Source organism: Dysgonomonas sp. ZJ279, assembly GCF_011039205.1.
In the GTDB taxonomy this organism is placed as follows: Bacteria; Bacteroidota; Bacteroidia; order Bacteroidales; family Dysgonomonadaceae; genus Dysgonomonas.
The window spans coordinates 219,955-243,925 of record NZ_JAAKEL010000002.1 but is presented as its reverse complement, the minus strand read 5'-3'; the positions used below and the strand labels follow the sequence as shown (position 1 = coordinate 243,925).

Below are 23,971 nucleotides of genomic sequence, written 5' to 3'. Positions count from 1 at the left end.
CTGAACGAAGTGAAGAATCCCGATATTCCATAATAGATCCTTCTCTTAGTTCAGGATGACAGAATCATACGAAAAGATTACTTATGACACACCCTCTTTATAAGATGTTAATCGTTGATTATTTTTCGGTCAGATACGTTTCTTCGTAAGGCTGTACAATCACCCAACCATCGCCTTCGAATTGCATTTGGAAACTTTCGCCGCTACCTCTTCCAATAAATGTTTTGAAAGACACATCTGTTTTCATTTTTGGAGTCAGATTGCCAGACCAGGCTACTGTTGCATTAGGATCGGTAAACACAGGCTTACCGGGTTTAACCAACAAAGTTAAAGGGTCGCCATGTGTAGTGATGGCAACATGTCCTGTTCCGTTAAGGCGTACCTGAAAAAGACCGCCACCCATAATGCTTGCTACACTCTTCATCATCTTAACATCCGATTGAATAGCAGCTTCGTGTGCTAATATATCGTTTCCGTTAACATTGATTGCCTCATTTTCGAGATACAGAATTCTTATCTTTTTGGCAAGGTCTGCCACATATACGCGTCCGGTACCTGCCGTTTTCATCATAGATGTACCTTCACCGGATACTGCTTTCTTCAAAAGGTTTCCAATACCTTTGCTTAACATACCCTCCCGTTCAAACTTAACGTTACCGTCGTAAGCTACCATAGCTCCTTTTTTCAACATAACAGTTTGATTATTTAAATTAAGTTCCAGCAGGTATGCTTTTTCTAATTGGAAAAAATCGTTTTTGGATTCATCTTGTGCAGTTTCTTCGATGAATGCTTTAATAGAATACTTGTTCATAAATTTGTGTTTAGTTTTAATTATCAAAAGTGTGTAATTGATAAATGCAAATATAGTTAATAATCCCCAAAAGCGTTCGTATTTACTACGGATTTCATATTTTTACAATCTATATATTACTTTAAATCTAATATAACGAATAATGAGAAAAATATTACTTTTCGTTTCCACACTCCTGCTGAGTGCTTCATCTTTATATGCGTCAATAGACGACCCGGTAGAATATGTGTTGCCCAGAATGGGGACACAATCTAATTTTGCCTTATCTACCGGTAATTTGTATCCTTACATTTCGAGACCGTGGGGTATGAACTCGTGGACTCCCCAAATGGGACAAATGGGTAATGGATGGACATATACTTATGGAGGTGTGTATCCCGATGGCAAGTTTGAACAAAAGATAAGGGGTTTTAAACAAACTCATCAGCCTAGTCCGTGGATAAACGACTATGGTCAGTTTTCGATTATGCCTATAACAGGGAAAAAGGTTTTTGATCAAAATGAGCGTGCCAGTTGGTTCTCTCACAAAACAGAAGAAGCCAAACCATATTATTATAGTGTTTATCTTGCCGATCATGATGTGCATACTGAGTTTTCGCCAACAGACAGATCGTGTATTTTCAGATTTACTTATCCCGAAAATGATAATTCTTATGTTATAATAGATGCTTTCGACAAGGGGTCTTATGTGAAGATTGTACCCGAAAAAAGAATGATAGTAGGTTATTCTACTAAAAATTCGGGAGGTGTACCCGATAATTTCAAAAACTATTTTGTAATTCAGTTCGATAAAGAATTTACATCAGCGGATATTGTTTCCGAAGGAAATATTTTAGATAAGGTTTCAGAACAACAAGGCAATCATGTAGGTGCAATCATAGGCTTTAAGACAAAAGGCGGTGAGCAGATCAATGCACGCGTTTCGTCTTCATTTATCAGTGCCGAACAAGCCGAATTAAACCTGAAAGAATTAGGCTCTAAATCATTAGACCAAGTTGCTCAGGAAGGCAAAGAGGTTTGGAATAAAGAATTAGGTAAAATAGAAGTTTCGGGCGGAAGTATCGATCAATATCGTACTTTCTATACATGCCTATACCGTTCTCTGTTGTTCCCACGTAAGTTTCATGAAATAGACGCCAAGGGAAATACTGTTCATTATAGTCCATACAACGGACAAGTTTTACCCGGATTTATGTATACCGATACAGGATTCTGGGATACGTTCCGTTGCTTATTCCCGTTCCTTAACCTGATGTATCCGACTGTGAATGCAGAGATACAAGAGGGGTTGGTTAATACATATAAAGAAAGTGGTTTCTACCCCGAATGGGCTAGTCCGGGACATCGTGGCTGTATGATTGGAAACAATTCGGCTTCGGTATTAGCTGATGCTTATCTGCAAGGTGTAAAGGTGAAAGATACAAAAGCATTGTGGGAAGGAATTGTACACGGAACTAATAATGTTCATCCGAAGGTATCATCGACAGGCAGATTGGGACATGAATTCTACAATAAGCTAGGTTATATACCTTGTGATACAAATATCAGACAAGATGCTTCGCGTACGTTGGAATATGCATACAATGACTGGACTATCTATAAATTAGGAGAGGCTCTAGGTCGTCCTAAAAAAGAGATTGAAATTTATGCGAAAAGAGCACTGAATTATAGAAATCTATATGATGCCGAAACTAAATTAATGCGCCCTAAATTATTAGATGGAACATTCAATCAAGATTTTGATCCGAAGGTATGGGGACGTTCGTTTACCGAAGGAAATAGCTGGCATTACTCGTGGGCTGCATTGCATGATCCTCAAGGAAATATAGACCTGATGGGCGGAGAAAAGGTATATGTAAATATGCTGGATTCTATTTTCAAAATGTCGCCTACTTTTGGTGAGAACAATAAGCGAATGATTCATGAAATGCGTGAAATGCAAATAATGGGTATGGGGCAATATGCACACGGAAACCAGCCGATACAACACATGACTTATTTGTACAACTATGCAGGTGAGCCGTGGAAGTCGCAACATTGGGTGCGTAAGGTAATGGACAAACTCTATTCGCCGACAGCCGATGGTTATTGTGGCGATGAGGATAATGGTCAGACTTCGGCTTGGTATGTGTTCTCTGCTTTAGGTTTTTACCCTGTTTGTCCGGGTAGTGGCGAATATATTATCGGTACTCCGTTATTTAAGAAAACGGTTTTACACCTTGATAATGGTAATACAGTAAATATAGAAGCTCCGAATAACAGTCCTAAGAATTTCTACATAGAAGCGATCAACGTCAATGGACAGCCATATTCTAAGAATTATTTTGTAATAGCAGATATGAAAAAAGGAATGGATATCTATTTTAATATGAGTGATACTCCTAACAAAAATAGAGGAACAAGTAAAGCCGATGCTCCTTATTCATTCACAAATGAATTGAAAAAGAAGTAAGAAGATCAAATTAATATAAGGAAAGGCTCAACACATTTGTGTTGAGCCTTTTTTATTGCTGCGCTGCTTATTTATGATAATTAACTCTATAGTGTAACATTGGTTACGAATATCTAGCTATCAACCTCTTAACCTTACTTTTTTAATTTCAAAATATTAATGATATGAACGATATATTTAAAAAAGGAGCTATTCTTGATATGGCTCAATTAGTTGACTATTCGGAAGGTGGCATAATAAGCAAGCAAGTATTGAAAAGTAATGCGGGAAACATCACTCTGTTTTCTTTTGATAAAGGACAGGGATTGAGCGAACATACTGCCCCGTTCGATGCAATGGTACAGGTACTGGATGGTGAAGTGGAAATAAAGATAGGAGGGTCTCCTTTTGTTCTGAAAAAGGGAGAAACTATTATTATGCCGGCGAATATCTCACATGCACTGTTTGCAACAGAAAGGTTTAAGATGCTATTAACAATGATAAGAGGGTAATTGTCATGAGTGAAATAATAAACAATTCGCAAAAAAGAAAAGAGCTTCTTAAGCACTTGATACTTCAACTGCATAATAATGAAGCTCCGGAGGTTGTAAAAAAACGTCTGATCGAAATACTACACTCTATACCTTATAACGAAGTGGTAGAGGTAGAACAGGAATTGATAGCAGAGGGATTGCCCGAAGAAGAAATACTGCGTCTTTGCGATATACATACTGCTGTACTAGATGGCAGCATAGATGTGTCTGCAGCGAAAAGTGTGCCGGCAGGCCACCCCGTAGATACCTTCAAACAAGAAAACCGTGCGTTGGAAGAGTGTATTGCCAAGGCTAAAATACTATTTGATAAAGGGAATAAACTAAAAGAAGATGAAGTAAAAGAATACCTTCTTCAGCTTAAGGGTATCTTCAATAGTCTATCGGATGTAGACAAGCATTACAAGCGTAAGGAGTACCTATTATTTCCATTTCTGGAAAAAGCAGGAATAACAGGACCTCCCAAAGTGATGTGGGGGAAACACGATCAAACCCGAGAGTTATTAAAATCTGCACACGAAGTATTATCTGCCGAAGGGAATACCTCTGTTGATGAAATACCGACTTTAATAATGCTTATCCTGTTACCTGCCATCGAAGCTATTGAGGGTATGATAATGAAGGAAGAGGAAATTCTCCTTCCTATGAGCTTGGATACATTGCAGGATGAAGATTGGTATCAAATTTATAAAGAGACCCTCGAGTTTGGATTTTGTTTGTATGATCCTCAAACAGAATGGAAACCCGAAAATGTGGAGAACGATTCACCTACATATTTGCAAGGAGATGCTATCCGTTTATCTTCGGGAAGCTTTGCGATGAAAGAACTCGAAGCATTGTTCATCACCTTGCCTATCGATATTACATTTGTGGATAAGGATGATAAAGTGAAATTCTTTTCGCATAGTCCCAAGCGCGTATTCGATCGTAACCGGTCTATCATAGGGCGTGATGTTCGTTTGTGCCACCCTCCGGGTAGTGTTCATATAGTAGAGCAAATCATCAATGACTTTAAAGAAGGAAAAGAAAACAAGGCGGCTTTCTGGATATCCTCATTCAAAGGACGTTTTGTATATATTGAATACACAGCCCTAAGAGGGCGTGATGACGAATATTTAGGAGTAATTGAGGTAACTCAGGATATTACTGAGTTGAGGCAATTGGAGGGAGACCAACGATTACTATCCTATGCAAAAAATTGAAAGATGGATATAAACTTGCATACAAAAGTTGCAGATTTGTTATTTGCATATCCTCAATTGGAAGGAAAACTTCTGGAGTTATCTCCGAGATTTGCCAAGCTTCAGAATCCGATTCTACGTCGTACTGTTGCTAAAATGACTTCGTTGCAGCAAGCGGCCAAGATTGCGGAGATCTCTCCGGGTCTTATGATACAAAGCCTGAGAGAAGCTGCCGGCTTACTGGAAGAATATGATGAGCTAGAGGATAACAATAATGAATATTCGACAAATCCTCCATTGTGGTTCAATAAAGAGAATATTAAAATATTCTTTGATGCCTGTCCTATTATCGATGCAGGGAAAAGTCCAATGCAGACGATATTGAAATTAGCATCAGAACTAAACGGAGAGGAGATATTACAAATTAAAGCACCATTCAGGCCTATTCCTATAATAGATATTCTCAAGTCGCAGGGTTATGAAGTGTGGTGTTATCAGAATGATAATTTTTTCAAAAAAACAAATTAAGAAAAAATAAGTGGCCAGTAAAAGTAACGTTCAATATGTAATATATTAAACGTTTTATTTTTAACTTTGTTTGTCTACATGTTAAATCTAAATACTAAACCATGAAACATTTAATTACTTTGAGGAAAAGTATTCTGCTCGTCTTTGCCATCTGTTTTTCGGCAGGGATAGCAAGTATAAATGCTCAGAACTATGAATTGAAATCTCCGAATGGAGAAATAAAAGTAGCAGTTAAACTGAGTGACAAAATCTACTATTCTATTTCTTATGAAAATGAAGAATTACTTAATGACAATTATCTGAAACTCGACCTGAAAGGGGAATCGTTAGGTGCCAATCCTAAGTTGGCAAATCAAAAGCGCAGTAGCGTAAATGAAAATTTAAAGCCTATTGTTCCGCTAAAGTATTCTACAGTAAAAAATCAGTATCATTCTCTCTTACTTAATTTTAAAGGAAACTACTCGGTAGAGTTCCGAGCTTTCGACGATGGTATAGCCTATCGTTTTATCACGAATAAGAAAATGGAAGTTGAAGTGCTGAATGAAGATTTTGCAATCAATTTTCCCGGTAACTACCTTGCACATGTACAACAACCCGGAGGATTCAAAACAGCTTATGAAGAGCCATATACGCATGTTCAGACATCCGAATGGAAACCGGCAGATAAAATGTCTACCCTACCGATACTAATTGATACAAAGAAACAATATAAAATACTGATCTCAGAATCTGATCTATCCGATTATCCGTGTATGTTCCTTAAGGGCACAGGCTCGAATGGTATGCATTCTACTTTCCCCAAGACTCCCCTCGAATTTGGAGAAGACGGAGACCGAAGCCTAAAGATATTGAAAGAGGCCGACTATATCGCTAAAACAAGTGGTGCTAGGAACTACCCTTGGAGGTATTTTGTTATCACAAAAGACGATAGACAGATTATCGAAAACACTATGACATACAAACTGGCAAGTAAAAGTGTGTTGCAGAATACAGCTTGGATAAAACCCGGACAAGTAAGTTGGGAATGGTGGAACGATGCGTCGCCTTATGGGCCGGATGTAAATTTTGTTTCCGGTTACAACTTAGATACCTATAAATATTATATCGATTTTGCTTCAAAATTTGGTATCCCTTATATCATTATGGATGAAGGTTGGGCAAAAACGGTATTCGATCCATATACACCGAATCCGAAAGTGGATGTACATGAACTTATCCGTTACGGAAAAGAAAAGAATGTAGGTATCGTTCTTTGGCTGACATGGCTATGTGTAGAAAATAATTTCGAACTATTCAAGACATTTCAGGAATGGGGAGTCAAAGGACTGAAAATCGATTTTATGGATCGTAGCGATCAGTGGATGGTAAATTACTACGAACGTGTCGCAAAAGAAGCAGCCAAATATGAACTGTTTGTCGATTTCCACGGGTCATTCAAGCCGGCAGGATTGGAATATAAATATCCGAATATATTATCGTATGAAGGCATACGGGGCATGGAACAAATGGGTGGGGCTACTCCTGATAATAGTATTTATTTTCCATTCATGCGGAATGCTGTTGGTCCGGCAGACTATACTCCGGGAGCAATGATCAGCATGCAGCCCGAAGTATATTGTGGTAACAGACCGAACTCGGCAAGTATAGGTACACGCGCATACCAGCTGTCTTTATTTGTGATTCTGGAAAGCGGATTGCAAATGCTGGCAGATAACCCAACTCTTTATTACAGAAATGAAGATTGTACTAAATTTATCACCCAAGTGCCTACCACATGGGATGAAACAAAGGCTTTAGTTGCCGAAGCAGGGGAGATTGCAATCGTGGCTAAACGTAAAGGCGATAAATGGTTTATTGGCGGTATGACTAATAATAAGGAAAAAGAAAGAAATATAGAAATCAGCCTTGACTTTCTGAATCAGGGAAAATCCTACGAAATGACTTCTTTCGAAGATGGTATCAATGCCGGACGTCAGGCAATGGATTATAGGAGAAAAGAATCGCAGGTGCGTAATGGCGATAAAATACAAATAAAGATGGTGCGTAACGGCGGATTTGCTGCTGTAATAGAATAATTTTAATCAAAACTGAAGAGGGTGTGTCACAAGTAATCTTTCGTATGATTCTGTCATCCTGAACGGAGAGAAGTATCTCTTATGGAAAGCTGGGATTCTTCTCTCCGTTCAGAATGACAAAAGAGTGTAACACTTTTACAGTGTATTTTTACTTATGATATACTCTCTTCATTTTTTCTATATAGAGATGTATTCAAGACTTATCGGCAGGATATACAACCCCGATTTGTTTTCTTATCTCGTCTATTATCTCCATTGTGATGAGGGAGTTTTCGTGGCTGTTGATTTCTGATTCCCGTTTACCGGATTCCACCAGATTTATGAATTCGGATATTTCATAATAGAATTCATTTTTTTCGATCGGACGACTGATAACATCTTCTTTACCGTCTCGACTCTTTAAAGTAACATGGCTGATAATATTTACCCTATCTAGCATAATAGTGCCATCCTCACCTTGTATTTCCGTTGGTAAAGCAGAGTCTGCTATTTTTGAATACAGTACGGTTGCATTCATTCCTTCGTATTCGAAATTTATTGCACCTTGTCCGTCTGCACCTGTAGATAACATAAGACCTGTGGCACTTATTTTACTTGGTTGGCCAAACAAGACTACCATCGGATAGATTGTATATACACCTAAATCCATCACTGCACCATTCGATAAAGCAGGATCGAAAGCATTCATAAGCACGCCTTCTTTTAGGCTGTCGTACCGGGTCGAATACTGGCAATAGCACGAAAAATAGCGACGAAGAACTCCTACATCTTTTACATGCTTCCTTACAGAAAGGAAGTTAGGTGTCAGTGTCGGCTTCATAGCTTCCATTAGTGTAACGTTATATTTCTCCGATGCTTCGATCATGGCTTTTACTTCCCGCACATTCGATGCAAAAGGTTTCTCACATAACACATGTTTACCGTGTTGCATAAAAATAATGCTTTGCGGTGCGTGAAGAGAATTCGGCGAAGCTATATATACGGCATCGATCAACGGACTGGCTGCCATTTCTTCCAACGAAGTGAATGTATGCGGCACATTATGCTTTGCCGCAAACTCATCTGCCCGTTCCTGTGTACGGGAATAGATAGCTACAAGATCGAAACGGGGATCGAGACATGCTCCGGCCAACACTTTATCAACAATGTAGTTAGAGCCAACAATTCCAAAACGTAATTTAAAAGATTTAGACATAGTCGTAATTATATAATTAATATCATTTCACAGTAGCAAGCCTGCCATACATTTCTACCATCGCTGCCTGAGTCAAGAGCCATATTGAAGCATCTTTTTGTTGTCCGCTCCAGTCGGTACTAAATAAACCGTTTTCGTCACGGGAATGTTCCCAGGCATAATCCATATTTTTTTTGAAGGCGTTTATATATATCGGATTGTGATCTACATTATAAAGCTCTATGAAGCCGCGAAGCATAACTGCGGTGAACCAGATATTTCCTTTATTCAATAAACAGAATTGTTCACCTTTAGCCCCTTTAAAGTCATGAAAGAAGTAATTATAACATGCTGTTGCCAGATTTTGGGCATCTGTCAGATACTTATCCTCGCCTGTAGCTTTGTATAGTAGTACAGCTGCTTGCATCATTTGGCCACTGTTATATGCAAATTTCGCTTTGCCTATTTTTCCATCTAATCTGATGTTGTCAAAATATAAATTATCAGTTGGATCTTGCAGATTTTTCTGCGTCCATTCGTACAGATCTTTTCCCGAATATAAATAAGCACGGTCTTTAGTCGCTGCAAATAACTTAAGGGCAAAAACAGCTCCCGGAGCATTAGAGCAAGTATTTTTGGATTCTCTCTTTTGCTCGCACCAGTAAATGCCACCGCCCAATTTGTCGTCCATGCCACTTGCTACAAAATCCCAGATAAGCTTGGCTTTATCCAGATATTTTTCCTCTCCTTTCATCATGTATGTATCTGTGAAGTCGATTCCCAGCCAAACATTGTCATCATAGAAGCGGTCTGATTCAGGCGCAGAATTGATATACGAAGCATATCCGGAAGGATCTCTTTTTTGGTCAAAGTATTCTTCCAATCCGGGCAATACCTTAGTATCCAGTATTTCTTTATATTTATTATTATCAGTAGCTTCCAATATTGCATTAACTGCCGAGAATGTTCCCGAATAGGGCCATAGATAAGAATATTGATTTGGAACGGCTTGGTCGTCAGATGCGAGATAAGTAGCCGTATATTTATCATCAAAAGGGTAATTTTCCCGTAATAGATTTGTACCTTGAACAGCATATTTAGCGTAGAGGGATTCTAACGCAACTTGTGCTCTTTCGTGATTAATGTTCGCGCTTGTTTTTTCTTTTTTTAGTTCAAAACTAGAGAATAAAATTAGACATGCTAATGATACATAGATAGGAACGTGTTTCATTTAGATTTTATATTTATTAGAATTAATAAGGTATTACATGCAAATTTACCTATTTAATAAAGATATTGGGTTAGATAAATGATACTAAATCCTTAAAAAATAAAAAAAATAGCTTTATTGCGAGAGCTTCTTTTTCTATCTTACCTCTCTAATAAGCAGAGAGATGGGCTATTATTTGATGATTTTTTCTAATAACTTCCATTTAGGTGCGTTATTCAATTTTCTTTTGGCCTATACTTTGCCTTGTTAGCTAACAACAAATGTACTAATAAGCATAATGTAACAAATATCGAACCAACCACCACCACTCCATTCCATCCGTAAGACTCCCAAGCCTTGCCGCCGACAAAAGTACCGAAGGCACCGCCGACAAAATAAGAAACCATGTAGACCGTGTTCAACCGATTTGTAGCTTCGGGATGAGTCGAAAATACGATTGTCTGATTGGTTACATGCATTCCTTGTAATCCCATGTCGAGGAAGACGATACCAAGTATTAGTCCCGTGTATGTCATTCCGAAAATACCGAATACCAACCACGAAAGAATCATAAGAGAGCAACCGATGGCTACCAGATAATTTTTCTTAATCTTACCGGAGAAATATCCGACCAGCGAAGCAGCTAATGCTCCTGCAATGCCAACAAGACCCAAAAGTCCTGCAACATCGCTCCCCACATGAAAAGGTTCTTGTTCTAAGTGGAAAGTCAGCGTAGTCCAGAAGATAGAGAATGAGCCGAAGCCTAATGCTCCGCGTAATGAAGCCAGACGAAGGCTGGGTATTGTTTTTGCATAATAAAGAATAGAACTCATTAGCTGGCTATATGTACCCCTGAATGTTGATTGCATATTAGGTAATAATATGGCGATAAGTACACCTAGCACAACAGTTAGTCCTGCGGCAATAAGAAATACCTCTCGCCAGCCAAGATATTCACCAAGTACACCGCTAAATACACGGGAAGCTAAGATACCGATCAATAAACCACTCATAACCTGAGCTACATTCTTATCCCTGTCTTTCGGTGCGGATAACTGTGCTGCGATAGGGACAAATATTTGAGGTACGACGGAAGTCAAGCCAATGAAAAAACTGGCTACCAGCATCACTTTTAAAGTCGGACTGAAAGCAAATACAATCAATGATAATAAGATGAACACAAAATCAATCAGAATAATCTTTTTGCGCTTAAACATATCTCCTAGTGGTATGATAAGCAATAAACCAGCAGCATAACCAATCTGTGTAAACATAGCAACTCTACTTGTAGCAGCCTCCGATTCACCAAGTTCTTTTGCAATCATACCCAACAGTGGCTGATTGTAATAATTATTGGCTACAACCAGACCTGCTCCGATTGTCATCAGCCAGAGGGTTGTTCTCGATAAATGTTGTTGATTACCAGATTCGTATAGAGAATTCATATAAATATAATCAGTTCGTTTTATTCTGAATAAGGAGTATTTAATATCCAATTCCTTACCATTTCTTTATCCATTATCTTACCAATAACTCTGTACTTAGAGTCATTTAATGGATTCCTGCCAATCAGGGGTTCAGACGGAACCTTACTGTGACCGTGAAAAGCCCATGGAGTACCATACCATGCTTTGAAATATTGATCGGAGATATTAAGCAAATATTCTTGTGCATCTATAATGATACTATCTTGGTTGACTTTATTCCCATTACAACTATTATAGAGTTTTCGGAAATCATTCCGTTTATTTGAGGAATCTGCTTTGAGATCGTCATACGAAACTAAAACTTCATCTTCAATTATCTCTTCTTGGAGAGAGTTCGGTTTAACTTCAACTTCCTCTTTTTGAATTTTGGAAGAGCAGGATAAAATCAACAATAGGAATAATAAAGGAATAGAATACCTCATTTATGTTTTTTAGTCAATGAATCGTTTGGTAATATCTCCAAAAGCATCTATCCGTCTATCACGAAAGAATGGCCACATACGACGGACAGCTTCGGAACGCTTAATGTCTATATCTACAATCTGTACTTCTTCTTTATCATTAGAGCCATTCCACAGGATTTCGCCCTGAGGTCCTGCAACGAAACTATTGCCCCAAAAGGTAATACCATTTGTTTGACCCGAAGGATCAGGCTCATATCCTGTGCGGTTCACCGATACGACGTGTAGGCCATTGGCAACAGCATGTCCACGTTGTGAAATTACCCAAGCCCCCAATTGACGATTCTTTTCGTCTTCTGTGTCTGTCGATTCCCAACCGATAGCAGTCGGATAGATTAATAAATCGGCGCCGGCCATAGCCATGAGGCGGGCAGCTTCGGGATACCATTGATCCCAACATACCAATACGCCTAATTTGCCAACAGACGTTTCGATAGGCTTAAATCCGATATCACCGGGAGTGAAATAAAATTTCTCATAGTATGCAGGATCGTCTGGAATATGCATTTTGCGATATTTCCCTGCAATTGAGCCATCTTTTTCTATTACAACTGCCGTATTGTGGTATAAACCCGGAGCACGTCGTTCAAATAGAGAAAGAACAATCACAACGCCTAATTCTTTAGCCAGTAATCCAAATTCATCAGTCGAAGGACCGGGAATTGTCTCTGCTAAATCGAATATATCAGGGTCTTCTATCTGGCAGAAGTAAAGAGAGTTATGTAATTCCTGTAAGACAATCAATTGAGCACCTTGCTTAGCTGCTTGTTGTATCTTATCTTTTAGATTCTTCTTATTTAATTCTATATCAGATGTATTGATCTGTTGTACTAATCCTATTTTCATGGAGATAATCTTTTGTTTATTAGATAAAACCTTCCGGATACTGCATTGTTATGCAATGTAACGATCCGTGTTGGCGTATTAATGAAGTGCACTCTATGCCTACGACCTCTCTTGTCGGAAATGCCTGCTGCAATTGCTTACGAGCTTCTTCGTCTTTCTCTTTATTATTATAGAAGGGGAGAAGAATAACTTCGTTCATTATAAGGAAATTGGCATAAGTTGCCGGTAGCCGCTGTCTATCCTCATCATATACGGGTTTGGCCATTGGTAGAGGAATCAATTTATACGGTTTGCCTTTATAATCGACAAACGTTTTTATTTGTTTCTCCATTTTGGATAGAGCATCATAATGCACATCTTCTTTATCTTCACATTTTACATAGGCGATAGTATGCGCATCGCAAAACCGAGCCAATGTATCTATATGGCTATCCGTATCATCACCTTCTAAAAAGCCATGATCGAGCCACAAAACCCGATCGAGTCCAAAAGACTTTTTCAAAGATTTTTCTACCTCGTCTTTGGATAGATAAGCATTTCTGTTTGGCGATAATAGACATTCTGATGTAGTGAGCAAAGTGCCCTCGCCATCCGATTCTATTGCTCCTCCTTCTAATACAAAGTCTTTCCTGTTTATGAATTTAACCTCAGGATTGAATATATTATGAGCAGAAAGACCTCTATTGATCTGATTGTCGTAGTTGGCGATAAATTTCATTCCCCAACCGTTAAATGTAAAATCATATATACTGTTATCTCCGTCCTTAATAACAGAGATACCGCCATGATCGCGTGCCCAGGTATCATTTGTATCAAGTTGAGCTAATATAAGATTGTTGAAATGTTCCTTTACCCCTTGCAGCTCAAATTTCACCAACTCCGCATTGTGGCAAACAACAATCAGCTTTTGTCTTTTTAATATTTCGGATGCAATATTTACATAGCAGGCAGTTACTTCTTCTATCATGTAACTCCAATCGGTATTGCCATGAGGCCATGTAAGTTGAATAGCACTCTGAGGATACCATTCGGCAGGGAAAAGTATAGAATGAGCCATATATTACTGAATTAAGGTCATAGACCCGGTTGTTATTTTTTTCTAGAACAAAGGTACAATTAATTACTTTATTACTCCACCAGTTAACATTCTTCCTGAATTAATAGTTTGACGGCGAGCCGAGAAAAACATATTCGGATTAGAGAGTGTACATAATTCTGCGACCTCTATATTTTGAGAAAGAATACCTATTTCTAACAATTGAATTTTGTTGGCTTCCCACAAATTGATGTGCAATTTATTTGTTTCCGCATTGCGGTACGATATTGCAGACAGATTGAAGCCTCCTAGAATAAACGCTTCTCCTACTTCATCGCCCACCTCGAAGCAATCGGGAGAAATAGAAGGAGCAATGCCAACTAACAGTTCGCACGGACTACAGCCATAGTCTGCTATCATCTTTTCTCCGGTTTTAGCAGCAATACGCGCAACAGTTCCTTTCCATCCGGCATGAATAGTTGCAAGGATTTCCTTATCGGGGTCGAATATCAAAAGAGGAACACAGTCTGCAGTTGTTATTCCGATACCGATATGCTTCTTATTGGTGATAATTGCGTCAACACCATTGAGCTTTTGTTGCTTTTCTTCATCGGACAAATCGAGAAAGCTCTGATTTATATCCAGTATTTTATCACCATGTGTTTGATAAGGAATGAACACATTTTCTGGCAAAACATTGAGAACCTTGGCTAGTCGTCTTCTGTTTTCATATACATCTTCACAATTGTCTCCCGAATAAAGACTGAGGTTAAGAGTTGAATAAGCATCCTTGCTTATCCCTCCATGTATGGTTGTTGAGAAATGACAGATATTTTCGGAGGGAAAAGAACCGAATTGAAGTAACTCAATACCGTTTTTGTTTATTTGTTCCATTATGGCGTATTAAAAAAGCAAAATATTGCTAAAATTATTTAAATGGCTAAACTTTTAGGGTGTATCTTTGTCTTAACGATACACATAATCAAAAATTCAACACATAAATTTATGAAAAAGACTTTACTATTACTAGTTATTACCGTATTTACTTTATCGGTATATGCTCAATCTGCTGACAAAACAAACTATTACAATGGTATTGAATCTAAAAAAGATCTAAACTTGTCGGCCGATCAGGTAGCTAAAATCAAAAAGCTTAATCGTGAGGTTGGTCCTAAATTCGCAGAAATAGGGAAAGACAGATCGCTTTCGGGTTACGAAAAAGGTCAGAAGAAAAGGGCGTTATCTTTGCAGCACAAGGCCGAAATTCAAAAGATCTTGACGGAAAACCAGATTGCTGTATGGGAAAGTAAGTATGGCAAAATGCACAATGGGCAAGGTATTAAAGATAGTATGACTGACAATATCGATGCTAAGTTGGATGCCTTGGAGAGAAAATATAAGGCTGACGAGGATGCTATAGAAAATAATAAATCTCTCAGTAAAGAAGAGCGAAAAGCGAGGAAGAACAACTTAAAAGCTGCTTATAAAGCCGAAAAACAAAAGTTGAAGGATCAAAAGAGTGCTGTCAGAAATACTGAACTTCTGAGATAATAATCATAATTCATAGATAAAAAAGGCTTGGAACTTATGCCAAGCCTTTTTTATAAAATATACTATTACTCTTATACTTATGATGTTTTAGTCTCTCAGGGCTGTTTCTCCATATCCCTGTACAATTCCGAAATACGATTATCTATTTCGGATTTTATCCTAACAGCTTCTTTTTCGAAAATGCCTTGATTGAGTGAATCCCGTCTATTGATCAAATCTTCCGACTCCATCCTCAATTCTATTATTTTCCTGTCATTGTTGATTATATCTAAATTTTTTCGGCTCATTATCTTTGTTTTTTATTTGAAATTAATTTTTATCTGAAAAAAGAATAACGATTAATCATTATTCAAGATCATCTCGTATAGCTTAAACCATTTCAGGTGAGCGTAGGGTAATCCTAAATCTACAGTCCCTATATATTTATATCCTAACTTCTCGTACAATTTTATGGCTGCCATATTATTGACCGAGACATCTAAACGTATTGCTTTCATTTTTTGCTCTTTGCTATATTTTGTTGCAAAATTGATCAGCTTTGTAGCTATACCTTTGTTCATAAATGAAGGATGAACAACAAGTGTATGTATAACGATGATGTTCTCGGCTTTTGCGTCCACTCCCCATTCAACCTGCTTGTATGCTTCCTCGGGATGATGGTTCAGAATAATACTTCCGGCTATTGTATTATCTATTCTGAAAACAAATAAATTACTTTCCTCTATCCCTTTTAGGGCTGTTTCTCTAGTTGGATAAACACCTTTAATCCAGCCGGGATAGTTTATGTTCGTTTCTAAATGATCATTCAGATCATTATAGAGATTTTCCAGTTCATCCAGATCATAGATTGTTCCTTTCTCCACTTGATTGTATTTATTGTTTTATAGCGTTTATCATTACATAAGGAATACTAAGCTTTATTCCTCCTAATATTTTAGCTTGCTCATTCAATCGCGATTCAATCATATCGAAAACCAGTTCCACTCTATCTGTTGGTATAAGTTTAATCCATGAATCAATAAATGCTAAACGAATGAAATAATGATTCAACATAGCTGTACCATCAGTAAATTGATAGTTGAACTGATCATGCTCCAAATCTTTGACAATAAAACCGTTTTTAGAAAGTATTTTCAAAAATTTGTCAATTGGTGGACGCTTGAGAGCTATGTGTTTATGCAGTCGATTTATTTCGTCGTTCATACCTAGTTCGGAAAAGATTTTTTCTAGTTCTGTATAGAATTCAAACATACTTTTATCCAAATTCATAGTTTGAATAAACTGTCCTCCTCGTTTCATTATTCTCGAACATTCTGCTATTACCTGTTCAATATCTTCAACATTATTGATACCGTTATTGCTGGTAATTAAGTCAATAGAATTGCTATCTAAAGGAATGTTCTCCGCAACTCCTTCAATAATCTTCACATTGGTTATACCATAATAGTCCAGCTTCTTATGGGTTCGTTCAATCGCTTCTTTCCATGGGTCTATTCCATATACAGTAGAGTTATTGCCCAGCCTCATGGCTATCTCCGTTAGAGGAAACCCTGCTCCGAATCCTATGTCTAATGCCGAAATATTAGACTTGTAATTAATGTGATCAAGTAGTTTTAATCCAAAAGGAGCCGACCATAGAGGTAATTCATCAAATACATCTATCAATTTATTTTGGTCAAAATCATTATTTAGGTATTTTTTCATTGTTGCGTTATTCAATTAAGACCTGTTATTCATAAATATAGAAAGTAAAGGTAATTATATTTTGATATTTCTGATTATGCTTTATATGCTTCGTATACCGAATATTCTATTTAGTATACAAACAACGATGGTCTGTCTATTTGATTAATAGAGCATCGCAGAGCGCCATATCTTTGCATTATAAATAAATCAAAAAATAATTTAAACATAAAAAACAATCATTATGAAAAAGCTAATTGCAATCACAGTCGCCCTTTATCTTGTAGCAACTTTAAGTGCCCAAATCCGTTTTGGAGTGAAAGCCGGAGGTAACTTCTCTAATTTATATACAAGTGGTGATAACAAAGGTATTAATGCTGACCAATACAAGGGCAGATTTAGTTATCACTTTGGAGGTTTGGCCGAATATTCATTCACCGATATGCTGGCAATCCAACCCGAACTAACATATATAAATCACGGTGCAAACCTGAAGAAAACAAACTCGTTTGGCATGACCGACGGACATATTACACTAAACAGCATACAGTTGCCTGTCAATCTGAAAGCTTCATTCAAACTTGGCGAAAATCGTGTTTTTGCTTATGGAGGACCCTATGTAAGTTATAACATATATGGAAGGGCCAGAGGTAAAATTGATGGAAAAACCGAAAGTGTAGAATTATTCTCTAAAGGTTCAGACATGAAGCGTTGGGATTATGGTGTAGGAGTGGGAGTTGGTTTGGAGATTAATAAATTCGTGCTGACATTAGGTAATCAATTTGGATTAGCTGATATTAACGGAGCGGAAGGTAGCAAAATGAAAGCCGGAAATATAACATTATCTGCAGGCTATTTTTTCTGAAAAATATAGAATAAAGAGTATATAGGATAATTTGTCGTACGATTCTGTTATCCTGAACGAAGAGAAGTATCCCTCAATGAAGTGCTGGGATTCTTCTCTTCGTTCAGAATGTAAGAGCGAGTAATACTTCCTTTGTGCGTTTATCTTTTTCACATTTCCAATAAATATTCTTTACTTTGAATAATAAATAAGGTAAATCCACTATATGAACAAACGTACCCGCAATACAATAAAACGAATTATGATTATACTCTTATCGATCATTATTATACTTGGAGTAGCTATATTCTTCTTTATGCAACAATCTAAATTTGGAAAAGCACCAAGCGGAGATCGGTTAGAAAAAATAAAAGCATCTGCACATTATAAAGATGGTACTTTTGAAAACCTAAGTTATACATCCACTTTAACAGGGGATGGCAGTTATGCAAAAGCTCTATGGGAGTTTCTGTTTGTGAAGAAAGAAAGACTTAGACCGGTAGATAGTATTCCATCTGTGAAGACGGATCTGCTACATCTCGATATCAATGAAAATGTTCTGGTTTGGTTTGGGCACTCTTCGTATTTCATGCAAATAGACGGAAAAAGGATATTGGTCGATCCTGTTTTTAGCGGTGCAGCTTCGCCTGTATCTTTTGCAGTAAAATCTTTCAATGGTACTGATATTTATACAACAGACGATATCCCCGAGATCGATTATCTTTTCATCTCTCACGACCATTGGGATCATCTGGATTACGAAACAGTTGTTAAGCTGAAATCGAAAGTAAAGACAGTTATTTGTGGATTGGGTGTCGGTGAACACTTCGAATATTGGGGCTATGATAAAGATATTATAGTAGAAAAGGACTGGAATGAGAGCGCGTCTCTTGGTGATGGTTTTTCTGTCCATTTCACTCCGGAACGACATTTTTCGGGAAGAACATTGAGGCGAAATATTTCGGTTTGGACATCTTTTGTGTTACGTACTCCCACAATGCAGGTGTTTATTGGAGGTGATAGTGGCTATGATACTCATTTTAGCGAAATAGGTAAAACCTTTGGAAGCTTCGATTTGGTTATCTTGGAGAATGGGCAGTATGATGAGAAATGGGCTAACATACATATGATGCCTCACGAAGTGTTGCAAGCGGCAAAAGAACTGAATGGAAAGCGCCTTTTCCCTGTGCATTCGTCTAAATTCACTCTGGCAAATCATGCTTGGGACGAACCGTTGAAGAAAATAACAGAGTTGAACGAAGTTACTAAACAATCGATGATTACGCCGATGATCGGTGAACCTGTCAATCTGAGTGATACAGCCCAGACGTTTTCGAAATGGTGGGTTGGTCTTGAATAAATAATTTACTGCTGACATAAGGCTGTCACTCTTGTGACATATCTTTGTTTCGAACAAATTGAAATATATAAAATGAAAACAACAATCGGGAAATTCTATATTATTGGTATTGCAGTAAGAACACAAAATATAAAAGGAAAAGCTGAGGTAGATATTCCTCTGCTTTGGTCTAGATTTATGCAGGAAAATATTGCATCTAAAATACCTCACAAAGAAAGTGGTGAAATCTATTGTGTTTATACGGAATACGAGGGGGATTATACCCAACCATACACAACAGTCCTAGGGTGTAAAGCTAATAGTCTCGAAAATATACCTGAAGGGATGGTTGGATTGTCTATCGAAACAAATCAGTATCAAAAATTCACAGCAAAAGGGAACATATTTAAGGATGCTGTATTTAATGAATGGCTTACTATTTGGCATTCTGATTTGGATCGTACCTATCTTTCTGATTTTGAAATTTATGGAGAGAAAAGTCAAGATCCAAATAATGGAGAAGTAGATATTTTTGTCGGAGTAAAATAATATAATCTTTTAATACATAGCGTATATGACTACTAAGAATGAAATAATAGCTTGTGAAGCTAAGCTCTTAGAGGCGATGAAAAATGCCGATTTGGGAGCATTGAACGAATTGCTGAATGAAGATCTCTTATTTAATGGTCCCAATGGCGAAACGATAACAAAAGCAATGGATCTTGCTGCTTATAAATCGCGCAATATGGTTGTTGATGAAATTACGCCAAGCAATCAGATGATTAGCTTATTTGACGATGCAGCTGTTGTCGCTGTTTCTATCAGTTTGAAAGGGCAATTCATGAAGCAACCTATCGAAGCGAATATTCGCTATATACGTGTATGGAAAAACTGTGATAATAGGTGGCAGGTAATAGGTGGGGGAGCTACGCCTATGTAATTATATAAAAAATGGGCTTTCAGATAGAAAGCCCATTTTCAGATCAATTTTTATCGTTATTCTTCTTAGGTTTCCATGGTTTAAATACTGATATTACAATTAAAAATAACAATAATCCTGCTTGGAAAAATCCACTGATCTCCATCATTTTCAAATTGAATAAATAGTCTTCATTCTCCAGAGCAGCCTCTCCTAATCGGCCTATAATATCTAAATTTTCAGTCAGCCAAGGGTGATAAGCGAATGTGCCGAATAATATTTCAACAACCGTTATTATCCATTTTACTATTATCCATCGGTGCTTAAAGAATCGCCAATTGGTAAATATACCGTATATTATCCCTATTGCTAAACTAGTCATTGCTCCGGTTATTATTAACCAATTGTCTATGGCTAATAATATGATATTTTTCATGTAAAGTTCATCCGCAGATTTGGTATCGGTCAGAAATGTGATCAACACCATGGCTATTGCTCCACAAGTCCATATCATTGCAAATATAAGATGCAAGGTTTTTAAGACTTTCAATCCTTTCGGGTTTAATTTCTTCATAATTCAGATAGTTCGATTTATTGTGATATTTCTTCTATATTCATATATATTTTGTCCAGCAATGTTTTTAGCTTCTCGTAATCGATATCTTCAATGTCTTTCAATGAATCTTTCAGTACATTATCTCCGCACTCAAGTGCTGTTGGGATGAGTTTCTGCCCCTTTGAAGTGATATTAATACAATTTTCCCTCTGTGAAACTTGACTGCGTACTACTAATTCCTTTTTCTCAAGGTTATCTATTGTGCGCTTTATCGCCGCAGCATCTTTGCATAGTAATCTCGCTATTTCTTGTTGACTCAAGCCATCTTTGTAGTGAAGGCATCTTAAAACTATAAATTGTGAATGAGGCAAGTCTATAGTTTCACTTTCGAGCCTTGCATTCAATAGTTTCGACATTGATACAGACGCCCTGTTCAAAAGAAATCCGAGAGAATAAAATTCATCCATAATATTTTTTTTGTAAAGGTATAAACAATTATTGACTAGTCAATAATTGTAATAAAAAATATTAATTTTTCTACGATGCTTGGGTGTAGGCATTCATCGGTCTGTCTTTTAATAAAGCTTAAATTATTCAATATTGAATGAGGGAAGAGTACCTTTGTAACGACTTAAATTTAAGAGGGAGTTTTCTCTATTTATATATTGGGACTACGGCTCTTGAATTGTAACTTTGAATTGCTCTGATACGAATGTCTAACACTTAAAATAAATTGAATGAAAAAATTACTTATGTTGTGTGTATCTCTCTGTCTGATGGCAGGAATCCAAGCTGCAGATATATACAAAACCAGTCGGAAGATAGCATTAAGAGCACCTTCTGTACCACTAATCACCTCTGATACCTATTTGTCTATATGGTCGCCTTACAATAAATTAAATGAGGGAAACACAGAGCATTGGACTGCAAAAGATCATCCTTTGATAGGAGCTGTAAGAGTCGATGGAAAAACATATCGCTTCATGGGTAAGGACAAACCAAACCTTCCGGCAATAATACCAATGTCGCATAGTGAAAATTGGGATGCCTTATATACGATGGATCAACCGGCGAATGATTGGACTTCAATCGATTTCAATGACGCGAACTGGAAAAAAGGGAAAGCTGCATTTGGCTCGAAAGGAATGCAGAGAGTAAAAACCCTATGGGAAACAAAAGATATATGGATTCGCAGAACATTCGACCTGAATGAAGACTTATCGAAAGAAACGATTATACTTCAATATTCTCACGACGATATATTTGAGTTATATCTGAATGGAGTAAAACTTGTCGAGACTGATTATTCATGGAACAACGATGTGATGTTCGAACTAAATGCTAATGCAAAAAAGAATCTTAAAAAAGGAAAGAATGTAATAGCAGCCCATTGCCATAACCAGACCGGCGATGCCTATGTAGATTTCGGATTGTTCCGTAAAGCAAAAGACTCTTATGGTTTTGAACAAGAAGCTATTCAGAAATCGGTAGATGTTCTTCCTACTCAGACATATTATACATTTACATGTGGCAAGGTAGAGCTGGATTTAGTATTCACAGCTCCTCTGCTATTAGATGATCTTGATCTAGTGTCTACTCCTATTAACTATATATCGTATAGAGTAAGGGCATTAGATAATAAAAAACACGATGTTCAGATATATATCGAAACTACACCCGAATTGGCCGTTAACGATATATCGCAAGCGGTAACATCGGAACGTATCGAGAAAAATGGAATGGTTTATCTCAAAACAGGAACAATAGATCAGCCTGTAACTGTCCGCAAGGGCGATGGTGTAAGAATCGATTGGGGATATGCTTATTTGGCTTCGGACAAGGCAAATGGAAAATCGTTAAGCCTCGGAGATTATTATTCGATGAAAGACGAGTTTGCGAATAGAGGACAATTGAAACCGAGTTTAGATCCAAAAGACCTCTCTATTGATATGTCTAAGTCGATGACAGTATTAGCATATACCGAGAACTTGGGTGCTGTGGACAAGACAGGCAAAGCAGGTTATGTGATGGTTGGTTACGACGATATCTATTCAATAGAATATTTCTACAAGCGCAGACAGGCGTATTGGAAACATGATGGTAAAATAGATATCTATCAGGCATTCGAAAGAGCAAAAGAGAATTACGATTCTATCATGCAAAAAACACGTGCCTTTGATAATCAATTGATGACAGATGCCCAGCGCGATGGTGGAGTAGAATATGCAGAGCTATGCGCTTTGGCATACCGTCAGGCAATAGTTGCTCACAAACTGATTAAAGATGATGAAGGTAACCTGCTGTTCTTATCGAAAGAAAATCATAGCAATGGTTGTATCAATACGGTCGATATAACTTATCCGTCAGCTCCTTTATTTTTGCTATACAATTCCGAATTACTGAAAGGAATGTTGACTCCTATTTTCTATTACAGTGAAAGTAACAGATGGAGGAAGCCTTATCCTGCGCACGATTTAGGAACGTATCCTGTTGCTAATGGTCAATTGTATGGCGAAGATATGCCTGTTGAGGAAGCCGGAAACATGATTCTGCTGGTAACTGCCCTCGCTAAAGTAGAAGGTAGTGCAAGTTATGCACAAAAGCACTGGAATACATTGACTATTTGGGCTAATTATCTTGCAGATAAGGGGCTCGATCCGGACAACCAATTATGCACTGATGATTTTGCAGGGCATCTGGCACATAATGCAAATCTATCTATTAAGGCAATTATGGCTATTGCAGGATATGGTGATTTGGCACGGATGTTAGGCAAGACCGATATTGCAGATAAATATACTGCAATGGCAAAATCGATGGCTGTCGAGTGGGAAAAGATGGCTAATGATGGTGACCATTATAAATTAGCTTTCGACAAACCCGGAACATGGAGTCAGAAATACAATCTGGTGTGGGATAAGGTTTTCAAGATGAATATATTTCCTCCTACTGTGATTGCGAAAGAAGTTCCATTTTATCTTACTAAGCAAAATAAATATGGATTGCCACTCGACTCTCGCAAAGATTATACAAAATCCGATTGGATAATGTGGTCTGCCTGTCTGGCTTCCAATGACGGTGATTTCAAGAAAATAATTTCACCTATTTATAAGTATGCGAATGAGACACCGACACGTGTACCTTTAAGTGATTGGCACGACACGCATACAGCTATTCCACCAAATTTCAAAGCGCGTTCGGTAGTAGGTGGCTACTTTATGAAAATGCTAGAAAACAAGGTTTCCAAATAAATAGAAGAACTCCATCTGCTTTAATAACAGATGGAGT

24 protein-coding genes are annotated in these 23,971 nt (G+C 37.6%); 11 read left to right on the top strand and 13 right to left on the bottom strand.

Features of this window, described 5'->3' with window-relative positions; genetic code table 11:
- Nucleotides 1–118: 118 nt before the first annotated feature.
- Nucleotides 119–811, bottom strand: coding sequence for an AIM24 family protein (locus G7Y57_RS04890; RefSeq protein WP_165021078.1), 693 nt, complete (start codon nucleotides 809–811; stop codon nucleotides 119–121).
- Nucleotides 812–953: 142 nt separating this feature from the next.
- Between G7Y57_RS04890 and G7Y57_RS04885 the strand changes: the two genes are divergently transcribed.
- The 5 genes from G7Y57_RS04885 (at nucleotide 954) to G7Y57_RS04865 (ending at nucleotide 7,577) form a co-directional block, all read left to right on the top strand.
- On the top strand, nucleotides 954–3,263 hold the full coding sequence (locus G7Y57_RS04885; protein ID WP_165021077.1) for a GH92 family glycosyl hydrolase: 2,310 nt from the start codon (nucleotides 954–956) through the stop codon (nucleotides 3,261–3,263).
- Between the two features lie 164 nt (nucleotides 3,264–3,427).
- The gene (locus tag G7Y57_RS04880; RefSeq protein ID WP_165021076.1) at nucleotides 3,428–3,754 is read left to right on the top strand and encodes a cupin domain-containing protein; all 327 of its coding nucleotides are present in this window, start codon (nucleotides 3,428–3,430) and stop codon (nucleotides 3,752–3,754) included.
- 5 nt (nucleotides 3,755–3,759) lie between these two features.
- Nucleotides 3,760–4,995 (top strand): DUF438 domain-containing protein, encoded by a 1,236-nt coding sequence (locus G7Y57_RS04875; RefSeq protein ID WP_165021075.1) that lies wholly within the window; start codon nucleotides 3,760–3,762, stop codon nucleotides 4,993–4,995.
- Between the two features lie 3 nt (nucleotides 4,996–4,998).
- Entirely contained in the window at nucleotides 4,999–5,502 is a 504-nt protein-coding gene (locus G7Y57_RS04870; protein WP_165021074.1) for a DUF1858 domain-containing protein, read from the top strand.
- Between the two features lie 119 nt (nucleotides 5,503–5,621).
- Entirely contained in the window at nucleotides 5,622–7,577 is a 1,956-nt protein-coding gene (locus G7Y57_RS04865) for a glycoside hydrolase family 97 protein (protein WP_165021201.1), read from the top strand.
- A gap of 193 nt (nucleotides 7,578–7,770) precedes the next feature.
- Here the strand turns inward: G7Y57_RS04865 and G7Y57_RS04860 are convergent, their stop codons facing one another.
- From G7Y57_RS04860 to pgeF, 7 genes are all read right to left on the bottom strand, one after another.
- Complete coding sequence (locus tag G7Y57_RS04860; protein ID WP_165021073.1) at nucleotides 7,771–8,772, bottom strand: Gfo/Idh/MocA family protein; 1,002 nt, start codon at nucleotides 8,770–8,772, stop codon at nucleotides 7,771–7,773.
- A 22-nt stretch (nucleotides 8,773–8,794) separates the two neighbouring features.
- Nucleotides 8,795–9,982, bottom strand: a complete 1,188-nt coding sequence (locus G7Y57_RS04855; protein WP_165021072.1) for a glycoside hydrolase family 76 protein — start codon at nucleotides 9,980–9,982, stop codon at nucleotides 8,795–8,797.
- Between the two features lie 215 nt (nucleotides 9,983–10,197).
- Nucleotides 10,198–11,406 (bottom strand): MFS transporter, encoded by a 1,209-nt coding sequence (locus G7Y57_RS04850; protein WP_165021071.1) that lies wholly within the window; start codon nucleotides 11,404–11,406, stop codon nucleotides 10,198–10,200.
- Between the two features lie 20 nt (nucleotides 11,407–11,426).
- Complete coding sequence (locus G7Y57_RS04845; protein WP_165021070.1) at nucleotides 11,427–11,870, bottom strand: hypothetical protein; 444 nt, start codon at nucleotides 11,868–11,870, stop codon at nucleotides 11,427–11,429.
- 9 nt (nucleotides 11,871–11,879) lie between these two features.
- Nucleotides 11,880–12,755: a carbon-nitrogen hydrolase gene (locus G7Y57_RS04840; RefSeq protein ID WP_165021069.1), complete on the bottom strand. Its 876-nt coding sequence runs from the start codon at nucleotides 12,753–12,755 to the stop codon at nucleotides 11,880–11,882.
- A gap of 19 nt (nucleotides 12,756–12,774) precedes the next feature.
- Complete coding sequence (locus tag G7Y57_RS04835; protein ID WP_165021068.1) at nucleotides 12,775–13,812, bottom strand: agmatine deiminase family protein; 1,038 nt, start codon at nucleotides 13,810–13,812, stop codon at nucleotides 12,775–12,777.
- 63 nt (nucleotides 13,813–13,875) lie between these two features.
- The gene (gene pgeF, locus G7Y57_RS04830; RefSeq protein WP_165021067.1) at nucleotides 13,876–14,685 is read right to left on the bottom strand and encodes a peptidoglycan editing factor PgeF; all 810 of its coding nucleotides are present in this window, start codon (nucleotides 14,683–14,685) and stop codon (nucleotides 13,876–13,878) included.
- A gap of 111 nt (nucleotides 14,686–14,796) precedes the next feature.
- On the opposite strand from pgeF, the gene G7Y57_RS04825 reads away from it, so the two are divergent.
- Complete coding sequence (locus G7Y57_RS04825; protein ID WP_165021066.1) at nucleotides 14,797–15,342, top strand: hypothetical protein; 546 nt, start codon at nucleotides 14,797–14,799, stop codon at nucleotides 15,340–15,342.
- Between the two features lie 95 nt (nucleotides 15,343–15,437).
- Here the strand turns inward: G7Y57_RS04825 and G7Y57_RS04820 are convergent, their stop codons facing one another.
- Genes G7Y57_RS04820 through G7Y57_RS04810 form a run of 3 tightly spaced genes read right to left on the bottom strand, consistent with a single transcriptional unit; the run spans nucleotide 15,438 to nucleotide 17,046 of the window.
- A complete protein-coding gene (locus G7Y57_RS04820; protein ID WP_165021065.1) occupies nucleotides 15,438–15,629 on the bottom strand; it encodes a hypothetical protein in 192 nt (63 codons plus the stop codon).
- A 51-nt stretch (nucleotides 15,630–15,680) separates the two neighbouring features.
- Nucleotides 15,681–16,205 (bottom strand): GNAT family N-acetyltransferase, encoded by a 525-nt coding sequence (locus G7Y57_RS04815; RefSeq protein ID WP_165021064.1) that lies wholly within the window; start codon nucleotides 16,203–16,205, stop codon nucleotides 15,681–15,683.
- A 10-nt stretch (nucleotides 16,206–16,215) separates the two neighbouring features.
- Nucleotides 16,216–17,046, bottom strand: coding sequence for a class I SAM-dependent methyltransferase (locus G7Y57_RS04810; protein WP_165021063.1), 831 nt, complete (start codon nucleotides 17,044–17,046; stop codon nucleotides 16,216–16,218).
- 223 nt (nucleotides 17,047–17,269) lie between these two features.
- Between G7Y57_RS04810 and G7Y57_RS04805 the strand changes: the two genes are divergently transcribed.
- The 4 genes from G7Y57_RS04805 to G7Y57_RS04790 all read left to right on the top strand — a co-directional run bounded on the left by G7Y57_RS04805 (nucleotide 17,270) and on the right by G7Y57_RS04790 (nucleotide 20,148).
- Nucleotides 17,270–17,890, top strand: a complete 621-nt coding sequence (locus G7Y57_RS04805; protein ID WP_165021062.1) for a porin family protein — start codon at nucleotides 17,270–17,272, stop codon at nucleotides 17,888–17,890.
- 241 nt (nucleotides 17,891–18,131) lie between these two features.
- Complete coding sequence (locus G7Y57_RS04800; RefSeq protein ID WP_165021061.1) at nucleotides 18,132–19,229, top strand: MBL fold metallo-hydrolase; 1,098 nt, start codon at nucleotides 18,132–18,134, stop codon at nucleotides 19,227–19,229.
- Nucleotides 19,230–19,301: 72 nt separating this feature from the next.
- Nucleotides 19,302–19,757: a GyrI-like domain-containing protein gene (locus tag G7Y57_RS04795; RefSeq protein ID WP_165021060.1), complete on the top strand. Its 456-nt coding sequence runs from the start codon at nucleotides 19,302–19,304 to the stop codon at nucleotides 19,755–19,757.
- A 25-nt stretch (nucleotides 19,758–19,782) separates the two neighbouring features.
- A complete protein-coding gene (locus G7Y57_RS04790) occupies nucleotides 19,783–20,148 on the top strand; it encodes a nuclear transport factor 2 family protein (RefSeq protein WP_165021059.1) in 366 nt (121 codons plus the stop codon).
- A 43-nt stretch (nucleotides 20,149–20,191) separates the two neighbouring features.
- On the opposite strand, the gene G7Y57_RS04785 is transcribed toward G7Y57_RS04790, so the two are convergent.
- Both G7Y57_RS04785 and G7Y57_RS04780 read right to left on the bottom strand, forming a co-directional pair.
- Complete coding sequence (locus tag G7Y57_RS04785; RefSeq protein ID WP_165021058.1) at nucleotides 20,192–20,701, bottom strand: hypothetical protein; 510 nt, start codon at nucleotides 20,699–20,701, stop codon at nucleotides 20,192–20,194.
- Nucleotides 20,702–20,718: 17 nt separating this feature from the next.
- Nucleotides 20,719–21,150, bottom strand: coding sequence for a MarR family winged helix-turn-helix transcriptional regulator (locus G7Y57_RS04780; RefSeq protein ID WP_165021057.1), 432 nt, complete (start codon nucleotides 21,148–21,150; stop codon nucleotides 20,719–20,721).
- 270 nt (nucleotides 21,151–21,420) lie between these two features.
- On the opposite strand from G7Y57_RS04780, the gene G7Y57_RS04775 reads away from it, so the two are divergent.
- The gene (locus G7Y57_RS04775) at nucleotides 21,421–23,934 is read left to right on the top strand and encodes a glutaminase domain-containing protein (protein ID WP_165021056.1); all 2,514 of its coding nucleotides are present in this window, start codon (nucleotides 21,421–21,423) and stop codon (nucleotides 23,932–23,934) included.
- Nucleotides 23,935–23,971 lie beyond the last annotated feature (37 nt).